Annotated in this window: 22 protein-coding genes; 11 read left to right on the forward strand and 11 right to left on the reverse strand. The window is 65.1% G+C overall.

All coding sequences use genetic code 11. The features are described from left to right. The first annotated feature begins 171 nt into the window (after positions 1–171). From lpxC to recN, 3 genes are all read left to right on the forward strand, one after another. Complete coding sequence (lpxC, locus tag CDV49_RS03985; protein ID WP_088214371.1) at positions 172–1,092, forward strand: UDP-3-O-acyl-N-acetylglucosamine deacetylase; 921 nt, start codon at positions 172–174, stop codon at positions 1,090–1,092. 180 nt (positions 1,093–1,272) lie between these two features. Continuing rightward, positions 1,273–2,121, forward strand: coding sequence for an outer membrane protein assembly factor BamD (locus CDV49_RS03990; RefSeq protein WP_088214372.1), 849 nt, complete (start codon positions 1,273–1,275; stop codon positions 2,119–2,121). Between the two features lie 25 nt (positions 2,122–2,146). Then, positions 2,147–3,799 carry a DNA repair protein RecN gene (gene recN / locus CDV49_RS03995; protein ID WP_088214281.1) on the forward strand — a complete coding sequence of 551 codons (1,653 nt, stop codon included), beginning with the start codon at positions 2,147–2,149 and terminating at the stop codon, positions 3,797–3,799. 3 nt (positions 3,800–3,802) lie between these two features. Here recN and CDV49_RS04000 read toward each other — a convergent pair whose 3' ends face one another. Both CDV49_RS04000 and cobT read right to left on the reverse strand, forming a co-directional pair. After that, positions 3,803–5,605: an aminopeptidase P family protein gene (locus CDV49_RS04000; RefSeq protein WP_088214282.1), complete on the reverse strand. Its 1,803-nt coding sequence runs from the start codon at positions 5,603–5,605 to the stop codon at positions 3,803–3,805. Between the two features lie 161 nt (positions 5,606–5,766). After that, positions 5,767–7,659, reverse strand: a complete 1,893-nt coding sequence (gene cobT / locus CDV49_RS04005; protein ID WP_088214373.1) for a cobaltochelatase subunit CobT — start codon at positions 7,657–7,659, stop codon at positions 5,767–5,769. A 170-nt stretch (positions 7,660–7,829) separates the two neighbouring features. Here cobT and CDV49_RS04010 point away from each other — a divergent pair, with 170 nt between their 5' ends. Beyond that, positions 7,830–8,414, forward strand: coding sequence for an NADPH-dependent FMN reductase (locus CDV49_RS04010; protein WP_088214283.1), 585 nt, complete (start codon positions 7,830–7,832; stop codon positions 8,412–8,414). Positions 8,415–8,519: 105 nt separating this feature from the next. Next, positions 8,520–9,056: an isochorismatase family protein gene (locus CDV49_RS04015; RefSeq protein ID WP_088214284.1), complete on the forward strand. Its 537-nt coding sequence runs from the start codon at positions 8,520–8,522 to the stop codon at positions 9,054–9,056. A gap of 68 nt (positions 9,057–9,124) precedes the next feature. Here the strand turns inward: CDV49_RS04015 and cobS are convergent, their stop codons facing one another. Beyond that, on the reverse strand, positions 9,125–10,096 hold the full coding sequence (cobS, locus tag CDV49_RS04020; protein ID WP_256947229.1) for a cobaltochelatase subunit CobS: 972 nt from the start codon (positions 10,094–10,096) through the stop codon (positions 9,125–9,127). A 162-nt stretch (positions 10,097–10,258) separates the two neighbouring features. Here cobS and CDV49_RS04025 point away from each other — a divergent pair, with 162 nt between their 5' ends. Beyond that, complete coding sequence (locus CDV49_RS04025; RefSeq protein WP_088214286.1) at positions 10,259–11,023, forward strand: SDR family NAD(P)-dependent oxidoreductase; 765 nt, start codon at positions 10,259–10,261, stop codon at positions 11,021–11,023. Between the two features lie 3 nt (positions 11,024–11,026). Here the strand turns inward: CDV49_RS04025 and CDV49_RS04030 are convergent, their stop codons facing one another. Further along, complete coding sequence (locus CDV49_RS04030) at positions 11,027–11,659, reverse strand: J domain-containing protein (protein WP_088214287.1); 633 nt, start codon at positions 11,657–11,659, stop codon at positions 11,027–11,029. Between the two features lie 72 nt (positions 11,660–11,731). Between CDV49_RS04030 and CDV49_RS04035 the strand changes: the two genes are divergently transcribed. Beyond that, complete coding sequence (locus tag CDV49_RS04035; protein WP_088214288.1) at positions 11,732–11,989, forward strand: BolA family protein; 258 nt, start codon at positions 11,732–11,734, stop codon at positions 11,987–11,989. A gap of 16 nt (positions 11,990–12,005) precedes the next feature. On the opposite strand, the gene CDV49_RS04040 is transcribed toward CDV49_RS04035, so the two are convergent. Together CDV49_RS04040 and gatB are read right to left on the reverse strand one after the other, a co-directional pair. Beyond that, a complete protein-coding gene (locus CDV49_RS04040) occupies positions 12,006–12,449 on the reverse strand; it encodes a hypothetical protein (protein WP_088214289.1) in 444 nt (147 codons plus the stop codon). Positions 12,450–13,395: 946 nt separating this feature from the next. Beyond that, positions 13,396–14,907, reverse strand: coding sequence for an Asp-tRNA(Asn)/Glu-tRNA(Gln) amidotransferase subunit GatB (gene gatB / locus CDV49_RS04045; RefSeq protein ID WP_088214290.1), 1,512 nt, complete (start codon positions 14,905–14,907; stop codon positions 13,396–13,398). A gap of 147 nt (positions 14,908–15,054) precedes the next feature. Here gatB and CDV49_RS04050 point away from each other — a divergent pair, with 147 nt between their 5' ends. Continuing rightward, the gene (locus CDV49_RS04050) at positions 15,055–15,612 is read left to right on the forward strand and encodes a type 1 glutamine amidotransferase domain-containing protein (RefSeq protein WP_088214291.1); all 558 of its coding nucleotides are present in this window, start codon (positions 15,055–15,057) and stop codon (positions 15,610–15,612) included. Positions 15,613–15,772: 160 nt separating this feature from the next. Beyond that, complete coding sequence (locus CDV49_RS04055; protein WP_088214292.1) at positions 15,773–16,351, forward strand: lytic transglycosylase domain-containing protein; 579 nt, start codon at positions 15,773–15,775, stop codon at positions 16,349–16,351. Positions 16,352–16,532: 181 nt separating this feature from the next. Here CDV49_RS04055 and pepN read toward each other — a convergent pair whose 3' ends face one another. Then, complete coding sequence (gene pepN, locus CDV49_RS04060; protein WP_088214293.1) at positions 16,533–19,094, reverse strand: aminopeptidase N; 2,562 nt, start codon at positions 19,092–19,094, stop codon at positions 16,533–16,535. A 117-nt stretch (positions 19,095–19,211) separates the two neighbouring features. On the opposite strand from pepN, the gene CDV49_RS04065 reads away from it, so the two are divergent. Together CDV49_RS04065 and CDV49_RS04070 are read left to right on the forward strand one after the other, a co-directional pair. Beyond that, positions 19,212–19,541, forward strand: coding sequence for a hypothetical protein (locus tag CDV49_RS04065; protein ID WP_088214294.1), 330 nt, complete (start codon positions 19,212–19,214; stop codon positions 19,539–19,541). Positions 19,542–19,660: 119 nt separating this feature from the next. After that, complete coding sequence (locus tag CDV49_RS04070; protein WP_088214295.1) at positions 19,661–20,440, forward strand: gamma-glutamyl-gamma-aminobutyrate hydrolase family protein; 780 nt, start codon at positions 19,661–19,663, stop codon at positions 20,438–20,440. A gap of 29 nt (positions 20,441–20,469) precedes the next feature. Here the strand turns inward: CDV49_RS04070 and CDV49_RS04075 are convergent, their stop codons facing one another. The 4 genes from CDV49_RS04075 to dapA all read right to left on the reverse strand — a co-directional run bounded on the left by CDV49_RS04075 (position 20,470) and on the right by dapA (position 24,320). Beyond that, entirely contained in the window at positions 20,470–21,669 is a 1,200-nt protein-coding gene (locus CDV49_RS04075; protein ID WP_088214296.1) for an amino acid aminotransferase, read from the reverse strand. A 4-nt stretch (positions 21,670–21,673) separates the two neighbouring features. Next, positions 21,674–22,522, reverse strand: a complete 849-nt coding sequence (gene sseA, locus CDV49_RS04080) for a 3-mercaptopyruvate sulfurtransferase (RefSeq protein WP_088214297.1) — start codon at positions 22,520–22,522, stop codon at positions 21,674–21,676. Between the two features lie 345 nt (positions 22,523–22,867). Next, the gene (gene smpB / locus CDV49_RS04085; protein WP_088214374.1) at positions 22,868–23,341 is read right to left on the reverse strand and encodes an SsrA-binding protein SmpB; all 474 of its coding nucleotides are present in this window, start codon (positions 23,339–23,341) and stop codon (positions 22,868–22,870) included. 106 nt (positions 23,342–23,447) lie between these two features. Beyond that, positions 23,448–24,320 (reverse strand): 4-hydroxy-tetrahydrodipicolinate synthase, encoded by an 873-nt coding sequence (dapA, locus tag CDV49_RS04090; RefSeq protein WP_088214298.1) that lies wholly within the window; start codon positions 24,318–24,320, stop codon positions 23,448–23,450. Positions 24,321–24,327 lie beyond the last annotated feature (7 nt).

Raw genomic sequence — 24,327 nt, forward strand, 5'->3', positions numbered from 1 at the left:
TTAGATAACGGGCGCCGCTTGTTCGGCAGGTTTGTGCGGTGTGTAACGCCCTCTGTTACACGAGGTAGCAAAGAGTGAATTGAGGTCTGGATATCAAGCCCTTACCTCCATGCTTGTCGGATCGACCGCAAACAGGCGTTTGTGATCCCGGCGTGTAGAAGGATGAACGAAGTGCAAACGACGATCAAATCTCAGGTGACGTTCACCGGCGTGGGTCTCCACTCCGGCCGTCCTGTGCGCATGACGATCCATCCCGCCTCCGCCGAATACGGGATCTGGTTTCGCCGGACAGATGTGGAAGGGGACAACCTGATCCCGGCCCGCTGGGATGCGGTGGTGCCGTCGAAACTCTGCACGCTGATCGCCAACCGCTCGGGCGCGTCGGTCTCCACCATCGAACACGTGATGGCGGCGCTCGCCGGATGCGGCGTGACCAACGCCCTGGTGGAGGTCGATGGGCCGGAAGTGCCGATTCTGGATGGTTCGGCGCAGCCCTTCGTGAAGGGTATCCTGTCCCGCGGCCTGCGCGAGCTTGCGGTGCCGGTGCGCGCGCTGCGCATCCTGAAGCCCGTCGAAGTGCGCAATGGCGCGGCATGGGCGCGGCTGGATCCGGCCGACATGCTGGAGATCGACTTCACGATCGACTTCGCCGAGCCGGCAATCGGCCGTCAGGAAAAGGCGCTCAACATGTCGAACGGCGCTTTCGTGCGGGAACTGTGCGACAGCCGCACCTTCTGCCGTCAGGACGATGTAGAGCGGATGCAGGCCAATGGTCTGGCGCTTGGTGGCACCTATGAGAATGCTGTCGTCTTTGACGATGACAAGGTCCTGTCCCCCGGCGGACTGCGCCACAAGGATGAGGCCGTCCGCCACAAGATGCTGGATGCGCTTGGCGATCTGGCGCTCGCAGGGGCACCGATCCTTGGCAAATACACGTCGCAACGCGGTGGTCATGCGCTCACCAACAAGCTGCTCCGGGCGCTGTTCGCCGATCCCTTCGCCTATCGCATGGTCGATGTGGCGGAAGGCGTCACGGGCGGAAAGCTGCCGGGTGTGGGTGTGCGCCGCACCGACGTGCCCGTTCTCATCTGAACCCGAAGATCACGCTTTCGACCCTCGCGACGCCGGGGGTCGATTGCCGTTTTGCGCCCCGGATTTTTCTATGTTAGGACCAACGGGAAACAGGCGGCGAAACGGGCTGCAACGTCCCGAAAAGGGGTTGGCAGACCGGGAAGCGCATCGCCCGTGGGGCAGTGAATGAGGTTCAGGATCATGGCAGGCTGCAAGCGGGGAGCGATTCTCGTCGGGTCGATGATGCTGGCGACGATTCTCGCGGGCTGTTCGGGGAATGGCGGTTCGGGGACGAACGTGCCGCTGGATAATTTCACCGCGGAGCAGATCTACCAGCGCGGTGAGTATGAGCTTGAGACAAACCGCAAGCCGAAGGACGCCGCGCATTACTTCTCGGAGATCGAGCGGCTCTATCCCTATACCGAATGGGCCAAGCGCGCGCTGGTGATGGAGGCCTATTCCTACCATCAGGCGCGTGACTATGAGAACGCGCGCGGTGCGGCCCAGCGGTTCGTCGATCTCTATCCCGGCGATCAGGATGCGGCCTATGCCCAGTATCTTCTCGCGCTGAGCTATTACGATCAGATCGAGGCCGTTGGCCGCGATCAGGGGCTGACCTTCCAGGCGCTTCAATCGCTCCGCGACGTGATCGAGAAATATCCCGACAGCGAATATGCGAAATCGGCGATGATGAAGTTCGACCTCGCCTTCGACCATCTTGCGGCGAAGGAAATGGAGATCGGTCGCTTCTACCTGAGCCGGGGGCATTACACCGCCGCGATCAACCGGTTCCGGGTGGTGGTGGAGGATTACCAGACCACGACCTATACGCCCGAGGCGCTGCACCGTCTTGTGGAGGCGTATCTCGCGCTCGGCTTCGAGAACGAGGCGGTAACGGCGGCGGCGATTCTGGGGCACAACTTCCAGTCCAGCCCGTTCTATCAGGACAGCTACGCGCTCCTGCGCGGCCGCGGGCTGGAGCCTGAAGTGCGGGGCGATAGCTGGCTGTCGCGAATCTATCGGCAGACGATCCGCGGCGAGTGGCTCTGACGGGCCGCGCGGGCTGGGGGGAACCATGCTCCGCGGGCTGGATATCCGCGACATTCTCATCATCGACCGGCTGGAGCTGACGTTCCATCCGGGCCTGAACGTGCTGACCGGCGAAACGGGGGCGGGGAAATCCATCCTGCTCGACGCGCTGGGATTCGTGCTGGGCTGGCGCGGCCGGGCGGAGCTCGTGCGGCAGGGTGCGGCACAGGGAGAGGTGACCGCGGTCTTTGACCTGCCCCCCGGGCACCCGGCGCGGGCGGTGATGACGGAGGCCGGTTTTCCGGACGACAGCGAACTGATCCTCCGCCGCGTGAACATGCCGGACGGGCGCAAGACCGCGTGGATCAACGACCGCCGTGCCGGGGGTGAGCTGCTTCGCGCCTTGTCGGAGACATTGGTGGAGCTGCATGGCCAGCATGATGACAGGGGTCTGCTCAACGCCCGTGGGCATCGCCGGCTGCTGGACGATTTCGGAGGTCTCGCGTCGGAGGTGGAGGCAGTCCGCATCGCATGGCGGCGGCTTGCCGCTGCGCGCCAGGCGGAGGCTGCCGCGACTGCCGCGCTTGCGGCGGGCAAGGCGGAGGAGGAGTTCCTGCGCCATGCCGATGCGGAGCTGGAGCGCCTCTCCCCGGACGTGGGGGAGGAGGCGGATCTCGACGCCCGCCGCCGCATGATGCAGGGGGCGGAACGCATCCGCGCCGATGTGGCCCGTGCGGGCGATGCGCTCGGCCTTCAGGGGGCAGAGGGCGCGATGACGGATGCGCTCCGCTGGCTGGAGGGGGCCGCAGACAAGGTGGAGGGGGTTCTGGAGGAGACCGTCGCCGCCCTGGGGCGCGCGCTTGCCGAACTGGCGGAGGCGCAGTCCGGGGTGGAGCGTTGTCTGGATGTGCTGGATTTCGATCCCGGTGCGCTGGAAGCGGTGGAGGAGCGGCTGTTCGCCATCCGGGCGCTGTCGCGCAAACATGCGGTGCTGGCCGACGACCTGCCCGCGCTGGCGGCGGCGATCCGGGCGCGGTTGGCTGCCGTGGATCAGGGGGATCAGGCGCTTCTCCGCGCCGCCGCGGAGGTGGAGGCGGCGAGCCTTGCCTATGACAGCGCCGCCCGCGCGCTCACCGCCCGGCGGCAGGAGGCCGCGACACGGCTCGACCTGTCCATGGCGGAGGAGCTGCGCCCGCTTCGCATGGAGCGCGCGGTCTTCACGACGCTGGTGGAGGAGGGCGATCCCGGCCCGGAGGGACGGGATGCCGTGACCTTCACAGTGGCGACGAACCCCGGCGCACCGGCGGGTCCGCTGGACCGGATCGCATCGGGGGGCGAACTCTCGCGTTTCCTCCTCGCGCTGAAAGTGTCGCTGACCCGGCAGGCAGGCGGGCAGACGCTGATCTTCGACGAGATCGACAGGGGCGTGGGAGGCGCCACCGCCGATGCCATCGGGCGCCGTCTCCACCGTCTGGCGGAGGAGGGGGCGCAGGTGCTGGTTGTCACCCATTCCCCGCAGGTCGCGGCCTATGGCGCGCAGCACTGGCGGGTGGAAAAGCGGGTAGAGGGCGGCATGACGCTGTCTTCGGTCACGCCGCTCGGCGCGGAGGCGCGGGTGGACGAGATCGCCCGCATGCTCGCGGGCGATGTGGTGACCGATGCGGCGCGCGATGCGGCGCGGGCGCTGCTCTCCCCCTGACGGTCAGAGGGGGGCTGTCGCCCTCTGCAGCCAATCCAGCGTTTCCGGGCTGACGCGCTCCCCGATGCGCTCCAGCACTTCCGCGTGATAGGCGTCGATCCAGAAGCGTTCCGCGGGCGAGAGCATGTCGCGCAGGATCAGCCGTCGGTCGATCGGCACCCAGGTGAGCGTGCGGAAGGAGAGCATCGCCCGGTCGTCTCCGCCGGGAAGCGTCGGGGCTTCCTCAACCACCAGCAGGTTTTCCGTGCGGATGCCGAAGGCGCCCTCGCGGTAGTAGCCCGGCTCGTTGGACAGGATCATGCCCGGCTCCAGCGGCACTTCCGAGATGCGGGAAATGCGCTGCGGCCCCTCGTGCACGCAGAGGAATGCGCCAACCCCGTGCCCTGTGCCATGGTCGTAATCCTGCCCGGCGAGCCAGAGCGGCATCCGCGCCAGCGCATCCAGATCGCGCCCCGCCAATCCGCGCGGCCAGCGGGCGCGAGAAATGGCGACCATGCCCTGCAGCACACGCGTGAAGGCAAGCTTCTCCGGCTCTCCCACCTGTCCGACCGCGACGGTGCGGGTGATGTCCGTCGTGCCGTCCACATATTGCCCGCCCGAATCGACCAGCAGAAGCTCTCCGGTTTTCACCGGACGATCCGTGCCTTCGGTCACACGGTAATGCACGATGGCGCCGTTCGGACCTGCGCCGCAGATCGTGTCGAAGCTGATGTCCCGGAGCGCATTGGTCGCGCGACGGAAGCCTTCGAGCGCGGAGACAACGGCGATCTCCGTCAGCGTCCCCTTCGGCGCTTCCGCGTCGAGCCAGGCGAGGAACGCGCACATGGCCGCCCCGTCGCGCAGATGCGCCTCCGCCGTTCCGGCGATCTCGGCGGGGGTCTTGCGGGCTTTCGGCAGGATGCAGGGATCGGGCGCCCAGACGATCTCCACACCCGCAGCGGCGAGCCGGTCCGACACCGCCTTGGGCGCGGAGGCCCGATCGACGTGGACCGGGCCTTTCAGGCCGTCCAGCGCGGGGGCAAAGTCCTCCACCGGTTCCACGCTGATCTCCGGCCCGAGATGACGGCGCAGATCCGCGTCGAGCTTCCGCTCATCGACAAAAAGCCGGAGCCGCCCGTCATCGCCAAGGATGGCAAAGGCATGGACGACCGGGTTGCGCGGAATGTCGCGGCCCCGGATGTTCAGAAGCCACGAAATACTGTCGGCGAGGGTGAGGATCGCGGTCTTCTGCCCGGCCTCCTTCAGCGCCGCGGCGAGGCGGGCACGTTTCGCCGCGCTTGTCTCGCCCGCCAGCGCCTCCGGCTGTACCTCCACCCGGCCAAGCGGCGGGGCGGGCTGATCGGGCCAGATGGCGTCAACAAGGTTCTCCGTCGGCTCCAGCGTCACCCCGGATCCGGCCAGCGCGGTGGCGATCCGGTCGATCTCGTCGCGGCTGTGCAGCCAGGGGTCGTAGGCCACCCGCCCCTGCGACAGATGTGTGCGTATCCAGTCGCCGGGTTTTGTCTCCGGCCACGGAACGGGGGTGAAGCTGTCGAGGGCGACCTGCGCCTTCACCTGCACGCGGTAGCGTCCGTCGATGAACACGCCCGCGATTTCAGGCAGCACGATCGCGAACCCTGCCGAGCCGGTGAACCCGGTGAGCCATGACAGCCGCGCGTCATGATCGGCGACATACTCGCCCTGATGGGCGTCGGCGCGCGGCACGATGAACCCGTCGAGCCCCCGCTCCGCCAGAAGCTTGCGCAGTGCGGCGAGCCGGGGCGGACCCTGCTCCGGCGACGTGGGCGCATCGAAACTCTGGAACATGGGACTCCCCCGGCCTGACCGCGCCTCCAACCGACGCGTCCCTGTCTAGCGCGGCGCCAGCGGCGCGGACAAGACGAGAGCGGGGCGCAACTCCATCGCAGGCGTGGGACCGGACGACAGCGTCGGCTATGAGCAGCCGCTCACCAGGGGTGGGGCGCCCATCAGGCCCGACGGGCGAATCGCCCGCCGGCGCCGGGCAGTTTCGCCCGTGCCCGCGCCCGGGGATCGGCGTCGAACAGCGCGGCCAGTTGCTCCGTCATCGCGCCCGCAAGCTGCTCCACATCGGTGATCGTGACGGCCCGATTGTAATAGCGTGTGACGTCGTGACCGATGCCGATGGCGAGAAGCTCCACCGCCTTCTTGCGTTCCACCATGGCAATCACGTCGCGCAGGTGTTTCTCAAGATAATTCGCCGGGTTCACGGAGAGCGTGGAATCATCCACCGGGGCGCCGTCGGAGATGACCATGAGGATCTTGCGCACCTCCGGCCGACCGGCCAGCCGCCGATGCGCCCATTCGAGCGCCTCACCGTCGATATTCTCCTTCAGCAGCCCTTCCTTCATCATCAGGCCGAGATTCTCGCGCGTGCGCCGCCATGGCGAATCGGCGGATTTGTAGATGATGTGACGCAGGTCGTTCAGGCGTCCCGGCTGCGGCGGGCGGCCTGCGGCCAGCCACGCTTCCCGGCTCTGCCCGCCCTTCCACGCGCGCGTGGTGAAGCCGAGGATCTCCACCTTCACCTGCGTGCGTTCCAGCGTCCGGGCGAGGATATCGGCACAGATGGCGGCAATGGAAATGGGTCGCCCGCGCATGGAGCCGGAATTGTCCAGCAGCAGCGTGACGACCGTATCGCGGAATTCGGTGTCCTTCTCCTGCTTGAAGGAGAGCGGCGTCGTGGGGTTCGCCACGACGCGGGCCAGCCGCCCGGCATCGAGCGTGCCTTCCTCCAGATCGAACAGCCAGGAGCGGTTCTGCTGGGCCTGCAGGCGGCGCTGCAACTTGTTGGCCAGCCGGGACACGGCCCCCTTCAGCGGTTCGAGCTGCTGGTCCAGATAGGCGCGCAGCCGTTCCAGTTCCGCCGGATCGGCCAGTTCCTCCGCCTTGATCTCCTCGTCATAGGCGGTGGTGAAAACCTTGTAGCCGGGATCGGCTTCCGAATGCGGAGCAGGGGGCGGAGGGTCGGTCGGCGGTTCGCCGTCCGGCATCTCCGCCTCCTCGGTCATCTCGCCATCGGCGTCGTGTTCGGTGGAGACCTGCGCCTCGGCGGCGTCCTGCTGCTGCTCCTGCGACTGTTCGGGGCTGGCCTCGTTCTCCTCGCCCTGCTCCTGATCGTCGCCCTCGCTCTCCGGCGCGTCCTGATCGTCTTCGGTCTCGGCGCTGTCTTCCTCATCCTCGTTCTCGAGGTCGGGATCGTCACCAAGCTGGTCGCCATAGCCGAGATCGGAGATCACCCGCCGCGCCAGACGCGCAAAGGCCGCCTGATCCGCCAGCACGTCCTGAAGGTTGGAGAACTGCCCACCTGCCTGATTCTCGATGAAATCCCGCCACAGGCCCATCACATTGGCCGCAGCAGGCGGCAGCGGCCGCCCGGTCGCGAGGTGACGGACGAGATAGCCCGCGGCCTGCGCCAGCGGCGCATCCGCCGCATCGCGGATCTGGCCGTAGCCCTTCCGCTCTGCCTCATGGCCGATCTTGGCGTCGATGTTCTTGGCCGTGCCGGGCATTTCCCGTGCGCCGATGGCCTCCGTCCGCGCGGTTTCCATGGCATCGTAGAGATCGCGGGCCATATCACCCTGCGGAAGGTAACGGGCGTGGGTTCCGGTATTGTGATAACGATGGCGGAGCGCGAATGCATCGGCGGTGCCACGGGCGAGGAGCACCTCGTCCTTCGTCACCCGCCGGGAAATCTGCGGCAGCCTGACCCCCTCCTTCGTCTGGCCGGGAGGATCGACCGAATAGGTTACGGCAAGATCGCGGTCCGCCGCCATGGTGCGGGTCGCTTCGGCCAGGGCCTTTTTGAACGGATCGGCGGGGTTGTCGTTGCGCTTGCTCATGGCAAAGATAAAGCACTGCGTCTGTCCCGCGGCAAGGCCCGGTGGGCAGATCACGGCGGTTTCCATGCCGCGCCTCGGTTACGTACAGGTGCCGTCTTGCGCTCTTTGGGCGGCAAGGCGACAGTTCGCCGGTCACTAAAGGAAATTCTGTCAACTTTGGAGAGTGTGACATGACCAAGCCGAAGATCGCCGTCATCATCGGATCGACGCGCCCCACCCGCTTCGCGGACAAGCCTGCCGCGTGGTTCATGGAAATCGCCGGTCAACGCGACGATCTCGAGGTCGAACTCGTGGATCTGCGGGATTATGACCTGCCGTTCTTCCATGAGGTCGCCAGCAACGCCTGGGTCCCGTCGCAGGACCCGAAGGCGGTGGCATGGCAGAAGAAGATCGCCGAATTCGACGGCTACATCTTCGTCGTGGCGGAATACAACCACTCGGTCAGTGGATCCCTGAAGAACGCGCTGGATCAGGCCTATGTGGAGTGGGTCCACAAGCCGATGGGCGCGGTCGGCTATGGCGGCGTCGGGGCTGCGCGGGCCATCGAGCATCTGCGCGGCATCGGGGTGGAGCTGCAGATGGTGCCGGTGCGCAATGCGGTGCATATCGGCGGCGGCGATTTCTTTGCCGTGTCCCCGCTTGGCCAGAATGGCGAAATGTCCACCATCTCTGCCCACCTGGAGCCCTCCGCCAAGGGTCTGCTCGACGATATGGCCTGGTGGGCGAAGGCGACGATGGCGGCGCGGTCCGCCTGACGGTGTGGTCGCCCCGTCCCGGATCGCGGCGGGGCGATTCCTTTCGGTACTGGCGGGCGCGCCACCTTCGCGGCTATGCCGGCCGCATGAAGAAAGGTCTCGCCCATGAAGGCCCTGATCGTCATCGACATGCAGATGGAGATGCAGCACCGGATCGATTCCGGTGCGGATCACGTCAATCCCGATGCGCCGCTTCGGATTGCCGCGCTGTCCGATGCCTTTCGCCAGAAGGGCTGGCCGGTTGTCCATGTCCGGCACCGCGATGCTGATCCCGCCTCACCGTTCCATCCCGGCGCCTCAGGCCACGCGCCCATGCCTTGTGACGATGCGTGGAAGAGCGAGCCGGTTTTCCTGAAGACCACATCCTCGGGCTTTGCCTCGACAGATCTCGCCCGCTACCTGCAAGGGAAAGGGATCTCGGACCTTGTCGTGACCGGTGCCGTGGCCGGGTTCTGCGTCAATTCGACCGTCAGGGCGGGGGCGGACCTCGGTTTCAACATGACGGTCGCGCGGGATGCTGTGATCGGCTTTGGCCTGCCCGCTGCCGGTCTGTCGGCGCGCACGATCTTTGATGTGACCATGGCGCATCTTGAGGCGGATTTCGCGCGGGTGACGGATGCCGCGGTGTTGCTGGACGAATAGCCTTTCCCGAATGCCCAAAGCAAAAGGCCCCGGACTGAGCCCGGGGCCTTTTGCTGTTCCGTTGCGCCTCAGGCGAGGCTCATCGACACCGCGCTTTCGGGCAGTTCCTCATCGAAGCAGCGCTGGTAGAACTCCGCCACCGTCTGACGTTCCAACTCATCGCATTTGTTGAGGAAGGTGAGCCGGAAGGCATACCCCACGGAGCGGAAGATCCGCGCATTCTCCGCCCAGGCGATGACGGAGCGGGGGGACATCACCGTGGACAGATCGCCGTTCATGAAGGCGGTCCGGGTCATGTCGGCCACGGTCACCATCTGGCTGATGATCCTGCGGCCTTTTTCCGTGTTGTAGGTCGGGTTCTTGGCCAGCACGATCGCCACTTCCGCATCGTGGGACAGGTAGTTCAGCGTGGCGACGAGGCTCCAGCGGTCCATCTGGCCCTGGTTGATCTGCTGGGTGCCGTGATAGAGGCCGGTCGTATCGCCCAGACCCACCGTGTTCGCGGTGGAGAAGATGCGGAAATACGGATGCGGGGTGATCACCTCGTTCTGGTCGAGCAGCGTGAGCTTGCCGTCCGTCTCCAGCACCCGCTGAATCACGAACATCACATCCGCGCGGCCCGCATCGTATTCGTCGAACACGATGGCGGTCGGGTTGCGGAGCGCCCAGGGCAGGATGCCCTCCTGAAACGCGGTGTATTGCTTGCCGTCCTTCAGCTTGATCGCATCCTTGCCGATCAGGTCGATCCGGCTGATGTGACTGTCGAGGTTGACCCGCACGCAGGGCCAGTTGAGCCGCGAGGACACCTGTTCGATATGTGTCGATTTGCCCGTGCCGTGATAGCCTTGGATCATCACACGGCGGTTGTATTGAAAACCTGCGAGAATCGCGAGCGTCGTGTCAGGGTCGAACTTGTAGGTCGGATCGAGCGTCGGCACGCGGTCGGTGGCTTCGGCGAAACCCTTCACCACCATGTCGCTGTCGATCCCGAAGACTTCGCGGACCGAGATTTCCTCGGTGGGTTTCGCATTCACGTCCATCGTTCTGCCCTGCGCTTTCGAGGCTCCCTGCCCCAGACCGGGCGGAGCATAACGGACCATGCGGGGAGAACAAGGGCACCCCCGTCACGGAACAGCGCGCGGTGGCAGCCGTTTCTCCCCCGACGGGCGTTCGTGGCCCGGAATGAAACGGAGAGATCACCCATGGCACGCTTCGACGGCAAGACGGTTATCGTGACGGGCGCGAGTTCCGGCATCGGGCTCGCCACTGCACGGCGCTTTTCTGAGGAGGGCGCCAACGTGGTTCTGGTCGCCCGCGAGGTGGAGGCGCTGGCAGGGGCGGCAAAGGGCATGGACCAGGCAAGAACCCTTGCCTTTGCGGGGGATATCAGCCGCGAGCCGGATGTCATCTCCATCGCCGATGCAGCGGTGGAGCGTTTCGGGGGGATCGATGTTCTCGTCAACAATGCCGGGGTCGGCATGACCGGACGCATAGACGAAATGAGCCTTGAGGACTGGCGCAAGGTCATCGACATCGATCTGACCGGCGTTTTCCTGATGAGCCGTGCGGCCTGGCCGCAGCTTGAGAAGGCACAGGGGTCGGTGATCAATACCTCCTCCGTTTCCGGTCTTGGCGGCGATTGGGGCATGTTCGCCTATAACGCGGCAAAGGGCGGGGTGAGCAACATGACCCGTGCGCTGGCGCTGGACGCGCGGGATTCGGGTATCCGCGTCAACGGCGTGGCTCCCGCGCTTACCCGCACCGGAATGACCGAAGAGATGATGGGCGATGAGGCGCTGGTGCAGAAATTCCTTGAGCGGATCCCGCTGGGTCGTGTCGGGGAGCCGGAGGATGTTGCCGCCGTCATCACCTTTCTCGCGTCAGAGGATGCGCGATTCGTGAACGGCGTCATCATCCCCGTCGATGGCGGGCTGCACGCCTCCAACGGACAGCCGCCGCAGGCGTGAACCTCAGTCACGGAAGTGGCGGCTGTCCTTGATCTGGTCCCAGGCCCAGACGACCTCCTGCAACCGGTCCTCGTCGGAGCGGTTGCCGCCGTTCATGTCAGGGTGCAGATCCTTGACGAGGCTCTTGTACTGCTTGCGGATTTCCAGACGGCTCCAATGGTCCTTGGCCTCAAGGATCTCCAGCGCCTTCCGCTCCGTCGGCGGCAGCTTCCGCGTGATGCCGGAGGTGGGCGCCTTGGATTGCGTGGCCTTCTCCCCAAGAACCTCGAACGGGTCGTCGATGCCAAGCCGCGCCCAGGCCTTCGCTTCTTCGGTGCGCTGCGCGAAGGGCTTCGTTTCCCGGCCCCATACCCGGTCGCTGTCCATCATGCGCTGAAACTCCTCCTCCGTGGTGGAGGAGAAGAAGTTCCATTTCAGGTTGTACTCCCTGACATGCTCCTTGCAGAACCAGAGATACTCGTCGAGGTGGTCGGGTGATTTCGGGGCACGGTATTGGCCGGCTTCCGTGCATCCCGGATGGTCGCAGCCCCGCTGTGAGGTTTCGAATGCGCCGGACATGCCCCGCCGACCACGCGTGCGGCGCTTCTTGTCCGTCGAAACACGAATGTCGAACTCAAAAGGGGGGCGGTTTGACATGGGGGTACCTTTTCGACTCGGGCCGACGAGTTTAGAGTTTTTGCAGCGCGATTGAAGGGGTTGACATCAAAAATGGCGGTTACTGACGAAATCCAGACCCGGCTTGAGGCGGCTTTCCGCCCGCGGCGCCTGTCCGTGGAGGATGAGAGCGAAAGCCACCGCGGCCATTCCGGCTGGCGGGAAGGCGGAGAAACGCATTTTGCCGTGACGATGGAAGCCGAGGATCTTGGCCCGCTCTCGCGCCTTGAGCGGCACCGGGCCGTTCATTCGGCACTGGGGCCGGACCTCATCGCCCGGATCCACGCTCTCCGCCTGACGCTCTCCGCCTGAGGACTATGGCTGAGGGCTATGGCTGTCCGGGATCCGTAGGCCGATCGGCGACGATGCGCGGCGTGGATCCCTCGGGTGCGCTCGCGACCAGCGTGGGTTTCTGCTCCGCCGGAGGCAGGGAAGGAGCCTGCGACTCGGGCTTCTCGCGGCCCCAGAGGCGCTGAACCATGCGGATGTCGGGCCGCGCGGCGGGGGCAATCTCCCGGGGCATGGCCGGCGCTCCCTCGCGAAGCCTGCGGAAGACCAGCAAGGTTTGAAAGGAACTCCGCGCCCGGGACAGGAGGCCGCGGGGTTCTTCGAGGGGCAGAGTGTCGGCCCGCAGATATTCCCACCCATCCGCCGCCATCCTGTTCATGACGTCGGAAACGGTGGCAGCCAGCTTTTCATCGGGCCGCTTGACCCCTTTGATCTTTGCGGGGCGGGACGGGGCGGGAAGCGCCTTGTACTCGTACCGTGACATACGTTCCTCGTTCGTGAATCACGCGCGACGAGGCGCGCCTTGGGCCGCGTAGGCTAGCAGATGTGTCCGCCTTGCGCGAGTTTCAAGCTGAAATGGAATGGCGTGGGCGGGCTGTGACGGCCAACACGTGGTGAGGAAAGAATTTTCTTAAAATGTTCACTGAGACGACACGAATCATGTTGAAATGCTCTCAAGTTAAGCAATAATGAAACCCATGAACGCGATGATCGGGCGTGTTGGGAGGCTCGCCGGATCATCTGGGTGAAGGTGATGTTTGTCGTCACTTTCATCTGCAGCTCCCGCTTCGCTCACCCGGATAGCGTCGCGGGAGCAGTAAAGAAGTCGCGATGGGTAACTGTCGCGATAGGCGGCGTCGGGGCATGACTCCGAGAGTGGAGCGTAACGGCAGGGGAGCGGATCCGTTACGTGGAGCTTCGGAAGACTACCCGCGACGTAGCGAGGAACGGCGGCCCTAGGCCGCCGTTTCCTTTTTGGCACATGATCCAAAGAGAAAATTGTCAGCAGTCTGCCCCCGGTAGCTGCCATCCGGCCTTCTTGCCAAGGCGGAGACGTCTGAATGCTCTGTCGGTGACGATCAGGTCCGGGATCGCCCCGCTTTGATAGACTGATAAATAAAGGCGGAGATCCATTGAAGGACAGGAAATCGGCCCGGCCATGAGCCAAAACCTGCGGCTTCCGGGGTGATCTCCGCGTGAGGGCACCCCCGGGATGTTTTCAGCAGCCCGCTAACAGGCTGCTGAAAAAGGCTTTTTGGCCTCTATTGGGGCGGAAATCGTTCGCCATCTGACGAATTCCAGCCGGAAATCTATATATTTCCGTGCCGTTTTCCGATTTCCGGCACCTAAGCATGACACTTCAGGACGTTTCCCGCAGCCGCTAACGGTACCGGGCAGCGCCCCCGCAGGCCAGGACCCGCGGGTTCGGCCTAGAGTCCGAGCTTCTGGGCAACCAGCGCGTTTACCGCCGCAGGATTGGCCTTGCCGCCGGTCGCCTTCATCACCTGTCCGACGAACCAGCCCGCCAGTTTGGGGTTCTGTTTGGCCTTTTCCACCTGCGCCGGGTTGGCAGCGATGATCTCGTCAACGGCGGCTTCGATCGCGCCGGTGTCGGTCACCTGCTTCATTCCCCGCGATTCGACGATCTCCGCCGGGTCACCGCCTTCGGTCCAGAGGATTTCGAACAGATCCTTGGCGATCTTGCCGGAGATGGTCTCATTCGCCAGCAGGTCGAGAATCCCGGCGAGTTGCGCGGCTGAAACCGGGCTATCCGAGATGCTCAGCCCCTCCTTGTTCAGCCGGCCGAAAAACTCGTTGATCACCCAGTTGGCGGCCTGCTTGCCATCGCGGCCGGAGGCGACGGCCTCGAAAAACACCGCGTTCTCCGTCTCGGCGGTGAGAACGCCGGCATCGTAATCCGTCACGCCGAAATCGGCGATGAAACGCGCCTTCTTCGCATCGGGCAATTCCGGCATCGCGGCGGCGATGTCATCGACCCATTCCTGCTCGATCTCCAGCGGCAGCAGGTCCGGGTCGGGGAAGTAGCGGTAGTCGTGCGCCTCTTCCTTCGACCGCATGGAGCGGGTCTCGCCCTTGTCCGGGTCGTAGAGACGGGTCTCCTGATCGACCTTTCCCCCGTCTTCCAGAATGGCGATCTGGCGGCGGGCTTCGTAGTCGATGGCCTGCTGGATGAAGCGCATGGAGTTCATGTTCTTGATCTCGCAGCGGGTGCCGAGATGCGAGAAATCCTGCGTTGCCTGATATTTCTCGTATTGCCCCGGCCGGCAGACGGAGACGTTCACATCCGCGCGCAGGTTGCCGTTCTGCATGTTGCCGTCGCATGTGCCCAGATACCGCAGGATCTGGCGCAGCTTCGCCACATAGGCGGCTGCCTCCTCCGGCCCGCGGATATCGGGGCGAGAGACGATCTCCATCAGCGCCACACCGGTACGGTTCAGGTCCACGAAGGACATGTTCGGATCCATGTCATGGATGGATTTGCCCGCGTCCTGCTCCACGTGGATACGCTCGATCCGTACGCGCCGCGCGATGCCGGGGGACATCTCGACCCAGACCTCGCCCTCGCCGACGAGCGGGTGATAGAGCTGGCTGATCTGATAGCCCTGCGGCAGGTCCGGGTAGAAGTAGTTCTTCCGGTCGAAGGCCGAACGCAGGTTGATTTTCCCCTTGAGGCCGAGGCCGGTCAGCACCGCCTGACGGATGCAGAATTCGTTCAGCACCGGCAGCATGCCCGGCATCGCCGCGTCGATGAAGCTCACGTGGCTGTTCGGCTCTGCCCCGAAGCCGGTGGAAGCGCCGGAGAACAGCTTGGCCTCAGACGCGATCTGCGCATGGATCTCCATCCCGATGACCAACTCCCATTCGCCGGTCGCGCCGTGGATCACCTTGGGTTCGGGCGGGGCGGGGACTGTGTCCAGCATCTTGGCCTCCTTGGTCTCGGGATCTTCGCGTTACACGAAAGGTGGGGGAAATGTGCAAGGGGAAAAGCGGTCGTTGAGGCCGTCCCGTGCAGGAACTTCTCGTTTCAGGGCCCGTTTAGAGAGGGACAAACGAAAGGAGAGTCCCCGATGACCGATATCAGGAAAGCCCGCATCGCCATTCTCGCCACCGACGGGTTCGAGCAGTCGGAGCTTGAGGTGCCGCTGAAGGAACTGCGTGACCGTGGCGCACAGGTCGAGGTCGTCACCCCGGAAGGCAAGGCGATCCGCGGCTGGAAGGACGGCAACTGGACAGACGAGATCAAGGCCGATCGCGAACTGGAGGAGGTGACCGAGAGCGATTACGATGCGCTCGTTCTTCCCGGCGGCGTCATCAATCCCGATAAACTGCGCACCAACCGGCGTGCTGTCGATCTGGTCAAGGCCTTCGTGCGGGAAGGGAAGGTCGTTGCCGCAATCTGTCACGGGCCGTGGATGCTGGTGGAGGCCGATGCCGTGCGCGGGCGCAACGTGACCTCCTACAAGTCGATCATGACGGACATGAAGAATGCCGGCGGCCATTGGGCGGACGACGCTGTGGTTACCGATCAGGGCATCATCACCTCCCGCTCCCCCGATGATCTGGAGCCGTTCGTGGCCAAGATCGTTGAGGAAGTCAGGGAAGGAAAACATCAGCGCGCGGCCTGACCCCATACCTGAACCGCGTGCGGTGGCGGGGATCCGCCACCGTGGCCGGGGTGTCGGCGGTTGACCGCCGACAGGATTTTCAAATGGTTGCAGGCAGGACCGGTTCCATCGCAGGGTCCGCGCGCCGGACGATCTGGTTCGGTGCAGCGCCCACGGTCCAATGCCTGTTACGTCCTTTCGCAGTCTCCTCCTTGTGGCGCTGGTGATGCTGCCGCTTGCCGCCTGTTCCACGCCCCAATCCGTCGAAGTGCCCACGGCACTCCCGGTTGCGCAATGGGACCACCGGCCGGAGGCGACGAAATGGACAAAATCCACACTCAATGCGCTGAAGGCGGAGGGGGCGGTCCTGCTTTCCGCCGTGCCGGATGATGTGGAGGATTTCTGCCCCGGTTATCGCACTGCGTCCACCGAGGAGCGGAGCGCGTTCTGGACCGGGCTTTTCTCCTCCATCGCGCGGTATGAGAGCACGTGGAACCCCGAGGCCAAGGGCGGTGGTGGCCGCTACCTCGGTCTGATGCAGATTTCTCCCACAACCGCCCGTTACGTCGGGTGTGAGGAGACGGCGAGCGGTCTTTATGACGGGGCGAGCAATCTCGCCTGCGCGGTGAAGATCGCGGCGCGCAAGGCCGATCGGGCTGGCGTTGCCGAAGTGGTATCGGATTGGGGTCCGATGCACGATCCGGCAAAACGCGCCCAGATCTCCAAATGGACCCGCACCCAGGCTTACTGTCAGGTCTGAGGCCGCAAAGGCCGCTGCCGTTCTTGCGGGGCTGATTCCCCCGCAATCTTTCGCATGTCACGGGCAGTGTCGCCGCTGACCGGGTAACCCCGTTCCTCGTCGTTTGCGAACGGGATACCGCTTTTGCCCCGTTCGGATGGAAGGAGTGGAAAACGCCCGGCCTGAGCGGCAGGGCGGATGTTCATTCGGCCATGCGATCGAGCATCTCGCGCATGTCTCGCGAAAGCCCCCTCGTCGCCATCATGCGGTGCATCTCGCCAAGGGCGAGGCCCTGCCGGTCCGCGTCATACCGGCGCCATGTCTCGAACGCCGTGGACATGCGCGCGGCCAGTTGCGGGTTCAGCGGATCCACCTTCAAAAGCCAGTCCGCCACAAAGCGGTAGCCCGCGCCATCCGACCGATGGAAGGCCGCGTGATTGCCTGACAGTGCGCCTACCAGCGCCCGGAAGCGATTGGGCACCTTCCAGTCGAAATCGGCCCGCGCGGCGAGAGTCTGCGCCAGTTCCACGGCTGTCCCCGGCGCGGCATGGGCGAGCTGGAGGCTGAACCACTTGTCCATGACGAGCCGGTCCCCGGCCCATTGCCGGTGGAATCGGCCCACTTCTTCCTGCCCACGACCGATATCCAGCAGGGCGGCAAGGGCGCCGAGCTGCTCGGTCATGTTGTCAGCTGCTGCGAACTGCCGCGCGGCGCGCTGCCCCTCGTCGAGCCGCGTGAGGAAACCAAGCGCCGTCAGCCGCAGCGCACGGCAGCCGGCCGTCCGCGCGTCCGGCGTATAGGGGCCGGGCACGTCCATCGCCTCGTAAAGCCGTGACAGGGTAGGGGCGAGGGCCTCCGCCACGGCGAGTGTCAACCGCTGCGACGCGGTGTGTATGCGGTCCGGGTCCGGGGTCACACCCGCATCATGAAGTGTCTGCGCCATGTCGTCCTGCGAGGGCAGGCGGAGGGCCAAGGCGCGGAACGCCGGGTCAAGCGCCTCATCCCGCGCCACACGATCAAGCGCGGTGAGATAGTCGGGGCCGGGCGTCGCGCTCTCCGTCACCATGCGGGCGAGAACATCCTTGGCCAGCGCGCGGCCCGCATCCCAGCGGTTGAACGGATCGGTATCATGCGCAAGCAGGAAGGCCCGCTCCTCGCTCGATGTTTCCCGTTCCAGAATCACCGGGGCGGAGAAGCCCCGGAGAAGGGAGGGAACAGGGCGCGTGGGCATATTGTCGAAGGTGAAGCTCTGCCGCGCCTCCGTCACCTCCAGCACGGTCGTCGGCAGCACCTCGTTCCCGTTCGGGTTCAAGAGACCAAGGGCCACCGGAATGACACGCGGCGGTTTCTCGGGCTGGCCGGGGGTAGGCGGCGTCTGCTGGGCAAAGGTCAGGGTGTAGCGGTCGCCCTCATGGCGTTCGCTTACCTTCAGCCGGGGGGTGCCCGCGTCGGAATACCAGCGCTTGAACTGTGTCAGGTCCCGCCCCGTCGCTTCGGAAAAGACCGCGAGCCAGTCCTCAATCGTCGCGGCATGCCCGTCCAGCCGGTCGAAATAGAGGTCGAGCGCCTTGCGGTAGCCCTCCTCTCCCACCAGCCGCCGCAGCATCCCGATCAGTTCCGCGCCTTTCTCATAGACGGTGGCGGTGTAGAAATTGTTGATTTCCACATAACTTTCGGGACGCACCGGATGCGCCAGCGGACCGTTGTCCTCCCGGAACTGGCGGGCGCGCAGGGTCATCACCTCCTCGATCCGCTTCACCGGCTCCGACCGTTCGTCGCGGCAGAACTGCTGGTCGCGAAAGACGGTCAGACCCTCCTTCAGGCAGAGCTGGAACCAGTCGCGGCAGGTGATGCGGTTGCCCGTCCAATTGTGGAAGTACTCATGCGCGATGATGCGCTCAATATTCTCGTAATCCGTGTCCGTCGCGGTTTCCGGGCTGGCCAGCACGTAGCGGCTGTTGAAGATGTTCAGCCCCTTGTTCTCCATCGCACCCATGTTGAAGTCATCGACCGCGACGATGTTGAACACGTCCAGATCATATTCGCGGCCATAGACCCGCTCGTCCCAGGCCATGGAGCGTTTGAGTGCATCCATCGCGTAGGCGCACCGATCCTCATCCCCGGGCCGGACCCATATGGCCAGCGCGACCTCCCGCCCTGAGCGGGTGGTGAAGTTGCTCCGATGCGCGACAAGCTGACCCGCGACGAGGGCGAAGAGATAGGAGGGCTTGGCCCAGGGGTCGTCCCATTCCGACCAGCCCGGCCCGGAGGCGACCGGATTGCCGTTCGACAGCATCACCGGCATGTCCGATTCGATCCGTACGCGGAAGGTCGCCATCACATCGGGACGGTCGGGATAGAAGGTGATCTTGCGGAAACCCTCCGCCTCGCATTGCGTGCAATACATGCCGTTCGACATGTAAAGCCCTTCGAGGGCGGTGTTCGCAGCCGGCGCGATCTCCACCTCCGACTCCCACAGGAAGGCGGTCCGCGGCAGCCGCGCCGCCGGAATCGTCAGCCCGCGGTCATCGGGCGTCACATCGAGCAGCACGCCGTCCATCCGCGCGGCAATCAGCGACAGGTGTTCTCCGTCCAGCCGGAGGTCGTGATGCCCCTCCCGCGCCGGGTTCGGGCTGAAGGCGATTCGCGAGATGACGCGCGTGGCATGCGGCGAAAGGCGGAACGTCATCTCGACATGGGTGACGAGCCACGCGGGCGGCAGGTAATCGCTCAGCAAGACCGGCGTCGGCGCGGTGTCTTTCATCTATCTCTCCGCAGGCGCGGGGAACCTCCCCGGGAGCAGAACGTTAGGCAGGGAAGGAGAGGCGTGCAACCCGTCCGCCGGACCTCTCGTCCAACGACGCCACGGCAGGAGAAACCCATGTCCGCACCGAACGCGAATATCGAGAAGCAGACCCGTCGCCACCGCGGCCCGTTGATCGGCATGATGCTGGTTGTGATATTCGCGGTGGGTATCATCTTTTTCTGGCTTGCACGGGACACAGCCACGGCGCCCGGACCCGATGGGGCCGATGTTCAGATCGACGGTCGGACAGGCCAGCCGGTTCAGGATCAGACGCCGCCCGCGACTCAGCGCGCGGTAACGCCCGGCGCGCCGACATCCGGCGAAACCGGAACACCCGGCCAGTCCGGCCCCGCAGGCACGGTAACGCAGCCTGCAGTGCCCGTTCAGCCGCAACCGCAGAACTGATCCCGTGTATTCTGCCTTCGTTTCGGGCAGTTGACTGTTCTTTGGCGCCCGTGAAGCCGATGACCGCTTCTTTTTTGCGACCGGAGTTCATACATTGGTCGCAAAAGCGGGGAAAAATCATGTCACGCCCGGTTGTGGGAATCATCGGCAATTATCTTGATATCGAGGGTCGTTATCGCGGCCATGCGGGTGGCGTCATCAACAGTGAGGCCGTGGCATTGGTGTCGCAGGGCGTGCCTTTGGTGGTTCCCGCGGATCCGCGACTGGTCTCTGTCGATGATCTGATGGAAGCCTGCGACGGTTTCCTCCTGACGGGTGGCAGGCCGAACGTCCACCCTTCCGAATACGGTGAGGAAGCGACCGAGGCCCATGGCAGTTTCGAGCGGGAGCGAGACGCCATCACCCTGCCGCTCGTGCGGGCCTGCGTGGAACGCGGGCAGCCCTTCCTTGGTATCTGCCGGGGATTTCAGGAGGTGAACGTCGCCATGGGCGGCTCCCTTTTCCCGGAGATCAGAGACCTTCCGGGCCGCATGAATCACCGTATGCCCCCCGACGGCACGCTGGAGGAGAAGTTTGCCCTCCGCCATATCGTGAAGTTCACCAAGGGCGGCGTGTTCCAACGGCTGATGGGCACGGACGAGGTGATGACCAACACGCTTCACGGGCAGGGCATCAACCGTCCTGGCGCGCGTATCGTCATCGACGGCCATGCCCCGGATGGCACGCCGGAGGCGCTTTACGTGAAGGATGCGCCGGGGTTTACGCTGTCTGTCCAATGGCATCCCGAATGGAACGCCGCGAACGATCCTGTCTCTCGCCCGCTTTTCGAGGCCTTCGGACAGGCGCTGGAGGATTTCGCCAGCGCCCGCAGGGGAAGGAAGCTGCTCAGGACAGCCTGAGCAGCAAACGGATCAGGCCACCGTCATCTTCAGGCCACCGTCGTCTCGCGCAGCACTTCTGCGACGGCGGATGCCAGCCGTGGCACGCTTTCCGCGTTGAGCCCGGCCACGTTGAAGCGGCTGTCATCCACCATGTAGATGGCAAACTCCTCCCGCAGCCGCAGCACCTCCGCTTGCGTTAGCCCGAGACGGGAGAACATGCCGCGATGGCGGGCGACGAAGTCGAACCGGTCGGAATTGGTCGCCGTCCGCAGCGCCGCCGCAAGCTGCTGCCGCAGTTCGAGCATCCCCTCCCGCACGTCGCGAAGCTCCGCTTCCCAATCGGCACGGAGCGTCTCGTCCTCGAGGATCATCGTCACGATCCGCGCGCCGTGATCCGGGGCGAAGGAGTAGTTCACCCGGTTCAGCGCTGCGAGATTGTCCTGCGTGAGATCACGCGCCGTCTTGTCCGCCGCGACGGCGAACACGATCCCGGCCCGGTCGCGATAAAGGCCGAAGTTCTTGGAGCAGCTCGCCGCCACCAGCACTTCCGGCAGGCGGGAAACCAGAAGCCGCGTCGCCGCCGCGTCTTCCTCGATCCCGTCGCCGAAGCCCTGATAAGCGATATCGACCAGCGCGACGGCCTTCCGTTCCACCAGCAGATCGGCGATGCGATCCCACAGCGCGGCAGTGGGATTGGCGCCCGTCGGGTTGTGGCAGCAGCCGTGCAGCAGGACGATATCGCCCTCCGCCACGCCCGCGAGATCGGCCAGCAGCCCCGCCTCGTCCACCTCACCCGTGACGGGGTCGAAATAGCGGTATCCGCGATGGGAGATACCCAGATGGCGGGCGATGGACGGATGGTTGGGCCAAGTCGGTTCAGGTATCCACAGCGTAGCCCCCGGTGTCGCCGCGCGGGCAAGCTCCAGCGCCTGATGCAGCGCACCGGTGCCGCCCGGCGTTGCCGCCGCCGCGATCCGGTCGAGCGGGCGATCGCGGCCCAGCACGAGCTCGCCCATCGCCAGCAGATAGGCGGGGTCGCCCGCCAGCGCGGTATAGGCCTTGGTCGGCTGCGTCTCCGCCAGCCGCTTCTCCGCCGTGCGGACGGCGCGCATCACGGGCGTATGGCCCGTCGCATCCTTGTAGACGCCAACGCCGAGATCCACCTTCTCCGCCCGCGGATCGGCGCGGAAAAGCTGCGTGATGTGGAGGATCTTGTCGGCGGGCTGCGGTTTCAGATTGGAAAGCACGGGTTCATCCTTTCTCGACGGGGAGATCTTCCCTGCCGCCCCATTCGGTCCACGAGCCGTCATAGAGCGCGTGGCCCTGATTGCCGATCCGTTCGAGCGCGAGGCTCAACACGGCCGCCGTCACGCCAGAGCCGCAGCTGGTGATGACGGGGCGGTCAAGGTCGATGCCCGCAGCCGTGAAGACGGTGCGGAGCGCCTCGATCTCCTTCATGGTGCCGTCTGCGTTCAGCAATGTCTTGAAGGGCACATTCCGCGCGCCCGGAATATGGCCGGAGCGCAGACCGGCGCGCGGCTCCGGCACCTCGCCGCGGAAGCGTTCGCCAGCACGTGCATCGGCGATGTTCGGCGCGCCGCTCTCAACGCTTGCCAGAACCTCGGCGGCGTTGCGGACAAGATCGGTTTCAGGGCGGGGCTGAAAATTCCCGCCCCCCACGGTCGCGGGACCGCTTTCCACCGGCCGCCCTTCCGCCCGCCACTTCGGCAGGCCACCGTCCATCACGGCGATCCGGTCGAAGCCCATATGCCGGAACAGCCACCAGACCCGCGCGGCGGAAAACAGGCCCGCCCCATCATAGACCACCACCTGATCGCCCTTGCGGAGGCCCAGATCGGCCGCTGCCGCTGCGAAATCCTCCGCAGGCGGCACCATATGGGGGAGGGGGGTGGCCGGATCGCTCACCGCGTCGATATCGAAGAAGCGAGCGCCGGGAAGGTGGGCTGCCTCGAACTCGGCCTTGGGGTCGCGCTTGTCGGCCGGCATGTACCACGAGGCGTCGAGCAGCTTCAGCGCCGGATCATCCAGCCGCGCCGCGACCCAACCGGTGGAAACAAGGGTTTTCGGATCGTCCTGCATCGCGCTCTCCCTATATGGAGCGGGTTATGACGCCGCAGGGCGGGACAGGCAAGAGTGGTCAGGAGGGCGCTGCGCTGCAAAGCCGTTGCGGGCCGGATCAGGCCCGCTGGCGCGCGGACGTCGCGCCTTAGCAGGCTGCTGAAAACGGCTTTCTGGCCAGTGTTGGAGCGGAAATCGTTCGCAATCTGACGAAACCCAGCCGGAAATCTATAGACTTCCGGGCGTTTCCGGGCGGATTTTCCGATTTCCGGCACAGAGGCATGACATTTCAGGACTTTTCAGCAGCCTGTTAGCAAAATGCCGTAGGTCGGTCACATCAGGCCCGGCTGGCCCCGGACGTCTCCGTCAGCCCCGATCCCGCAGAAGGCGCTGCTTCTGCCGGTTCCAGTCGCGCTTGGCTTCGGTCTCGCGCTTGTCGGCGACTTTCTTGCCCTTGGCGATGCCGATTTTCAGCTTCACGATGCCGCGGTCATTGAAATACATCGACAGGGGAACAATGGTCATCCCCTCCCGCGCGGTGGCGTTCCAGAGCCGCGACAGTTCCCGCCGGGAGACGAGGAGCTTGCGCCGCCGCCGCTCCTCATGTCCGAAGATCCCGGCTTCCTTGTAGGCCGCGATATAGGAGTTGATGAGCCACAGCTCCCCCTGCTCCACATTCGCATAGCTTTCCGCAATGTTTGACTGACCGCGGCGGAGGGATTTCACCTCCGACCCCGTCAGCATGATACCGGCTTCGAGGTCGCTCTCGATGAAATAGTCGAACCGCGCGCGGCGGTTCTCGGCGATGAGCTTGGAGTTGGGATCGGATTTCTGGGCCATGATCGCCGTCAGATAGGGGAGAGGGAGGGCCCTGTCCACTCACTTGCCGCACATCGGGGGGTCAACCCCCCCGATGGCGTTGCGGAAATGCGCCCTGCACCCTGCTTCAGAGAAGCCCCGCATGCTCCATCGCCGCGCGGATTGCGGCCTTGGTGCCTTCGGTGAGCGGGGTGAGCGGCAGGCGCACCTCCTCCGCGCAGCGCCCGAGCAGCGACAGGCCGTATTTCGCCCCTGCCACGCCCGGCTCAAGGAAGATCGCGGTATGCAGCGGCATCAGCCTGTCCTGATAGTCCAGCGCCTTGGCGTAATCGCCTGCGAGCGTCGCCGCCTGAAACTCGGCGCAGAGCCGGGGGGCTACATTGGCCGTGACGGAGATGCAGCCAACGCCGCCATGGGCGTTGAAGCCGAGCGCCGTCGCATCCTCGCCCGAGAGCTGGATGAAGTCCGGCCCGCAGAACTGCCGCTGGAGCGACACCCGTTCGATCCGGCCGGTCGCGTCCTTTACGCCCACGATCCGCGGCAACTTCGCAAGCGCGCCCATCGTTTCCGGCATCATGTCCACCACGGAGCGTCCGGGGATGTTGTAGATGATGATCGGCAGGGAGGAAGCGTCGTGCATCGCGGTGAAATGCGCGACCATGCCCGCCTGCGTGGGCTTGTTGTAGTAGGGCGTCACGACGAGCGCCGCCGTGGCGCCTGCGGCTTCTGCGTGGCGGATCAGGTCGATCCCCTCCGCCGTCGCGTTGGAGCCGGCGCCCGCGATCACCGGCACGCGGCCACGGGCGACGCGCACGACCTCCTCGATGACGCGGCCATGCTCTTCATGCGTGACCGTCGGGCTTTCACCAGTGGTGCCGACGGGGACGAGGCCGCTCGACCCCTCCGCGATATGCCATTCGACCAAGCTTTCGAGCGTGGCGAGATCAAGCTTTCCGTCCTTGAACGGCGTGACCAGAGCTGGAAGAGACCCCTTGAACATCGTGCAC

Source organism: Haematobacter genomosp. 1, assembly GCF_002196855.1.
GTDB lineage: Bacteria > Pseudomonadota > Alphaproteobacteria > Rhodobacterales > Rhodobacteraceae > Haematobacter.

Excerpts from the sequence above, each read along its gene's own strand:
- smpB (WP_088214374.1), bottom strand. The coding sequence starts at position 23,341 with ATGGCCCAGAAATCCGATCCCAACTCCAAGCTCATCGCCGAGAACCGC.
- CDV49_RS04015 (WP_088214284.1), top strand. The coding sequence starts at position 8,520 with ATGAAGGCCCTGATCGTCATCGACATGCAGATGGAGATGCAGCACCGG.
- CDV49_RS04040 (WP_088214289.1), bottom strand. The coding sequence starts at position 12,449 with ATGTCACGGTACGAGTACAAGGCGCTTCCCGCCCCGTCCCGCCCCGCA.
- cobT (WP_088214373.1), bottom strand. The coding sequence starts at position 7,659 with ATGAGCAAGCGCAACGACAACCCCGCCGATCCGTTCAAAAAGGCCCTG.
- cobS (WP_256947229.1), bottom strand. The coding sequence starts at position 10,096 with ATGGACGTGAATGCGAAACCCACCGAGGAAATCTCGGTCCGCGAAGTC.
- pepN (WP_088214293.1), bottom strand. The coding sequence starts at position 19,094 with ATGAAAGACACCGCGCCGACGCCGGTCTTGCTGAGCGATTACCTGCCG.
- CDV49_RS04030 (WP_088214287.1), bottom strand. The coding sequence starts at position 11,659 with ATGTCAAACCGCCCCCCTTTTGAGTTCGACATTCGTGTTTCGACGGAC.
- recN (WP_088214281.1), top strand. The coding sequence starts at position 2,147 with ATGCTCCGCGGGCTGGATATCCGCGACATTCTCATCATCGACCGGCTG.
- CDV49_RS04000 (WP_088214282.1), bottom strand. The coding sequence starts at position 5,605 with ATGTTCCAGAGTTTCGATGCGCCCACGTCGCCGGAGCAGGGTCCGCCC.
- CDV49_RS04050 (WP_088214291.1), top strand. The coding sequence starts at position 15,055 with ATGACCGATATCAGGAAAGCCCGCATCGCCATTCTCGCCACCGACGGG.
- gatB (WP_088214290.1), bottom strand. The coding sequence starts at position 14,907 with ATGCTGGACACAGTCCCCGCCCCGCCCGAACCCAAGGTGATCCACGGC.
- CDV49_RS04010 (WP_088214283.1), top strand. The coding sequence starts at position 7,830 with ATGACCAAGCCGAAGATCGCCGTCATCATCGGATCGACGCGCCCCACC.
- CDV49_RS04065 (WP_088214294.1), top strand. The coding sequence starts at position 19,212 with ATGTCCGCACCGAACGCGAATATCGAGAAGCAGACCCGTCGCCACCGC.
- CDV49_RS04055 (WP_088214292.1), top strand. The coding sequence starts at position 15,773 with ATGCCTGTTACGTCCTTTCGCAGTCTCCTCCTTGTGGCGCTGGTGATG.
- CDV49_RS03990 (WP_088214372.1), top strand. The coding sequence starts at position 1,273 with ATGGCAGGCTGCAAGCGGGGAGCGATTCTCGTCGGGTCGATGATGCTG.
- dapA (WP_088214298.1), bottom strand. The coding sequence starts at position 24,320 with ATGTTCAAGGGGTCTCTTCCAGCTCTGGTCACGCCGTTCAAGGACGGA.
- CDV49_RS04070 (WP_088214295.1), top strand. The coding sequence starts at position 19,661 with ATGTCACGCCCGGTTGTGGGAATCATCGGCAATTATCTTGATATCGAG.
- CDV49_RS04035 (WP_088214288.1), top strand. The coding sequence starts at position 11,732 with ATGGCGGTTACTGACGAAATCCAGACCCGGCTTGAGGCGGCTTTCCGC.
- sseA (WP_088214297.1), bottom strand. The coding sequence starts at position 22,522 with ATGCAGGACGATCCGAAAACCCTTGTTTCCACCGGTTGGGTCGCGGCG.
- CDV49_RS04025 (WP_088214286.1), top strand. The coding sequence starts at position 10,259 with ATGGCACGCTTCGACGGCAAGACGGTTATCGTGACGGGCGCGAGTTCC.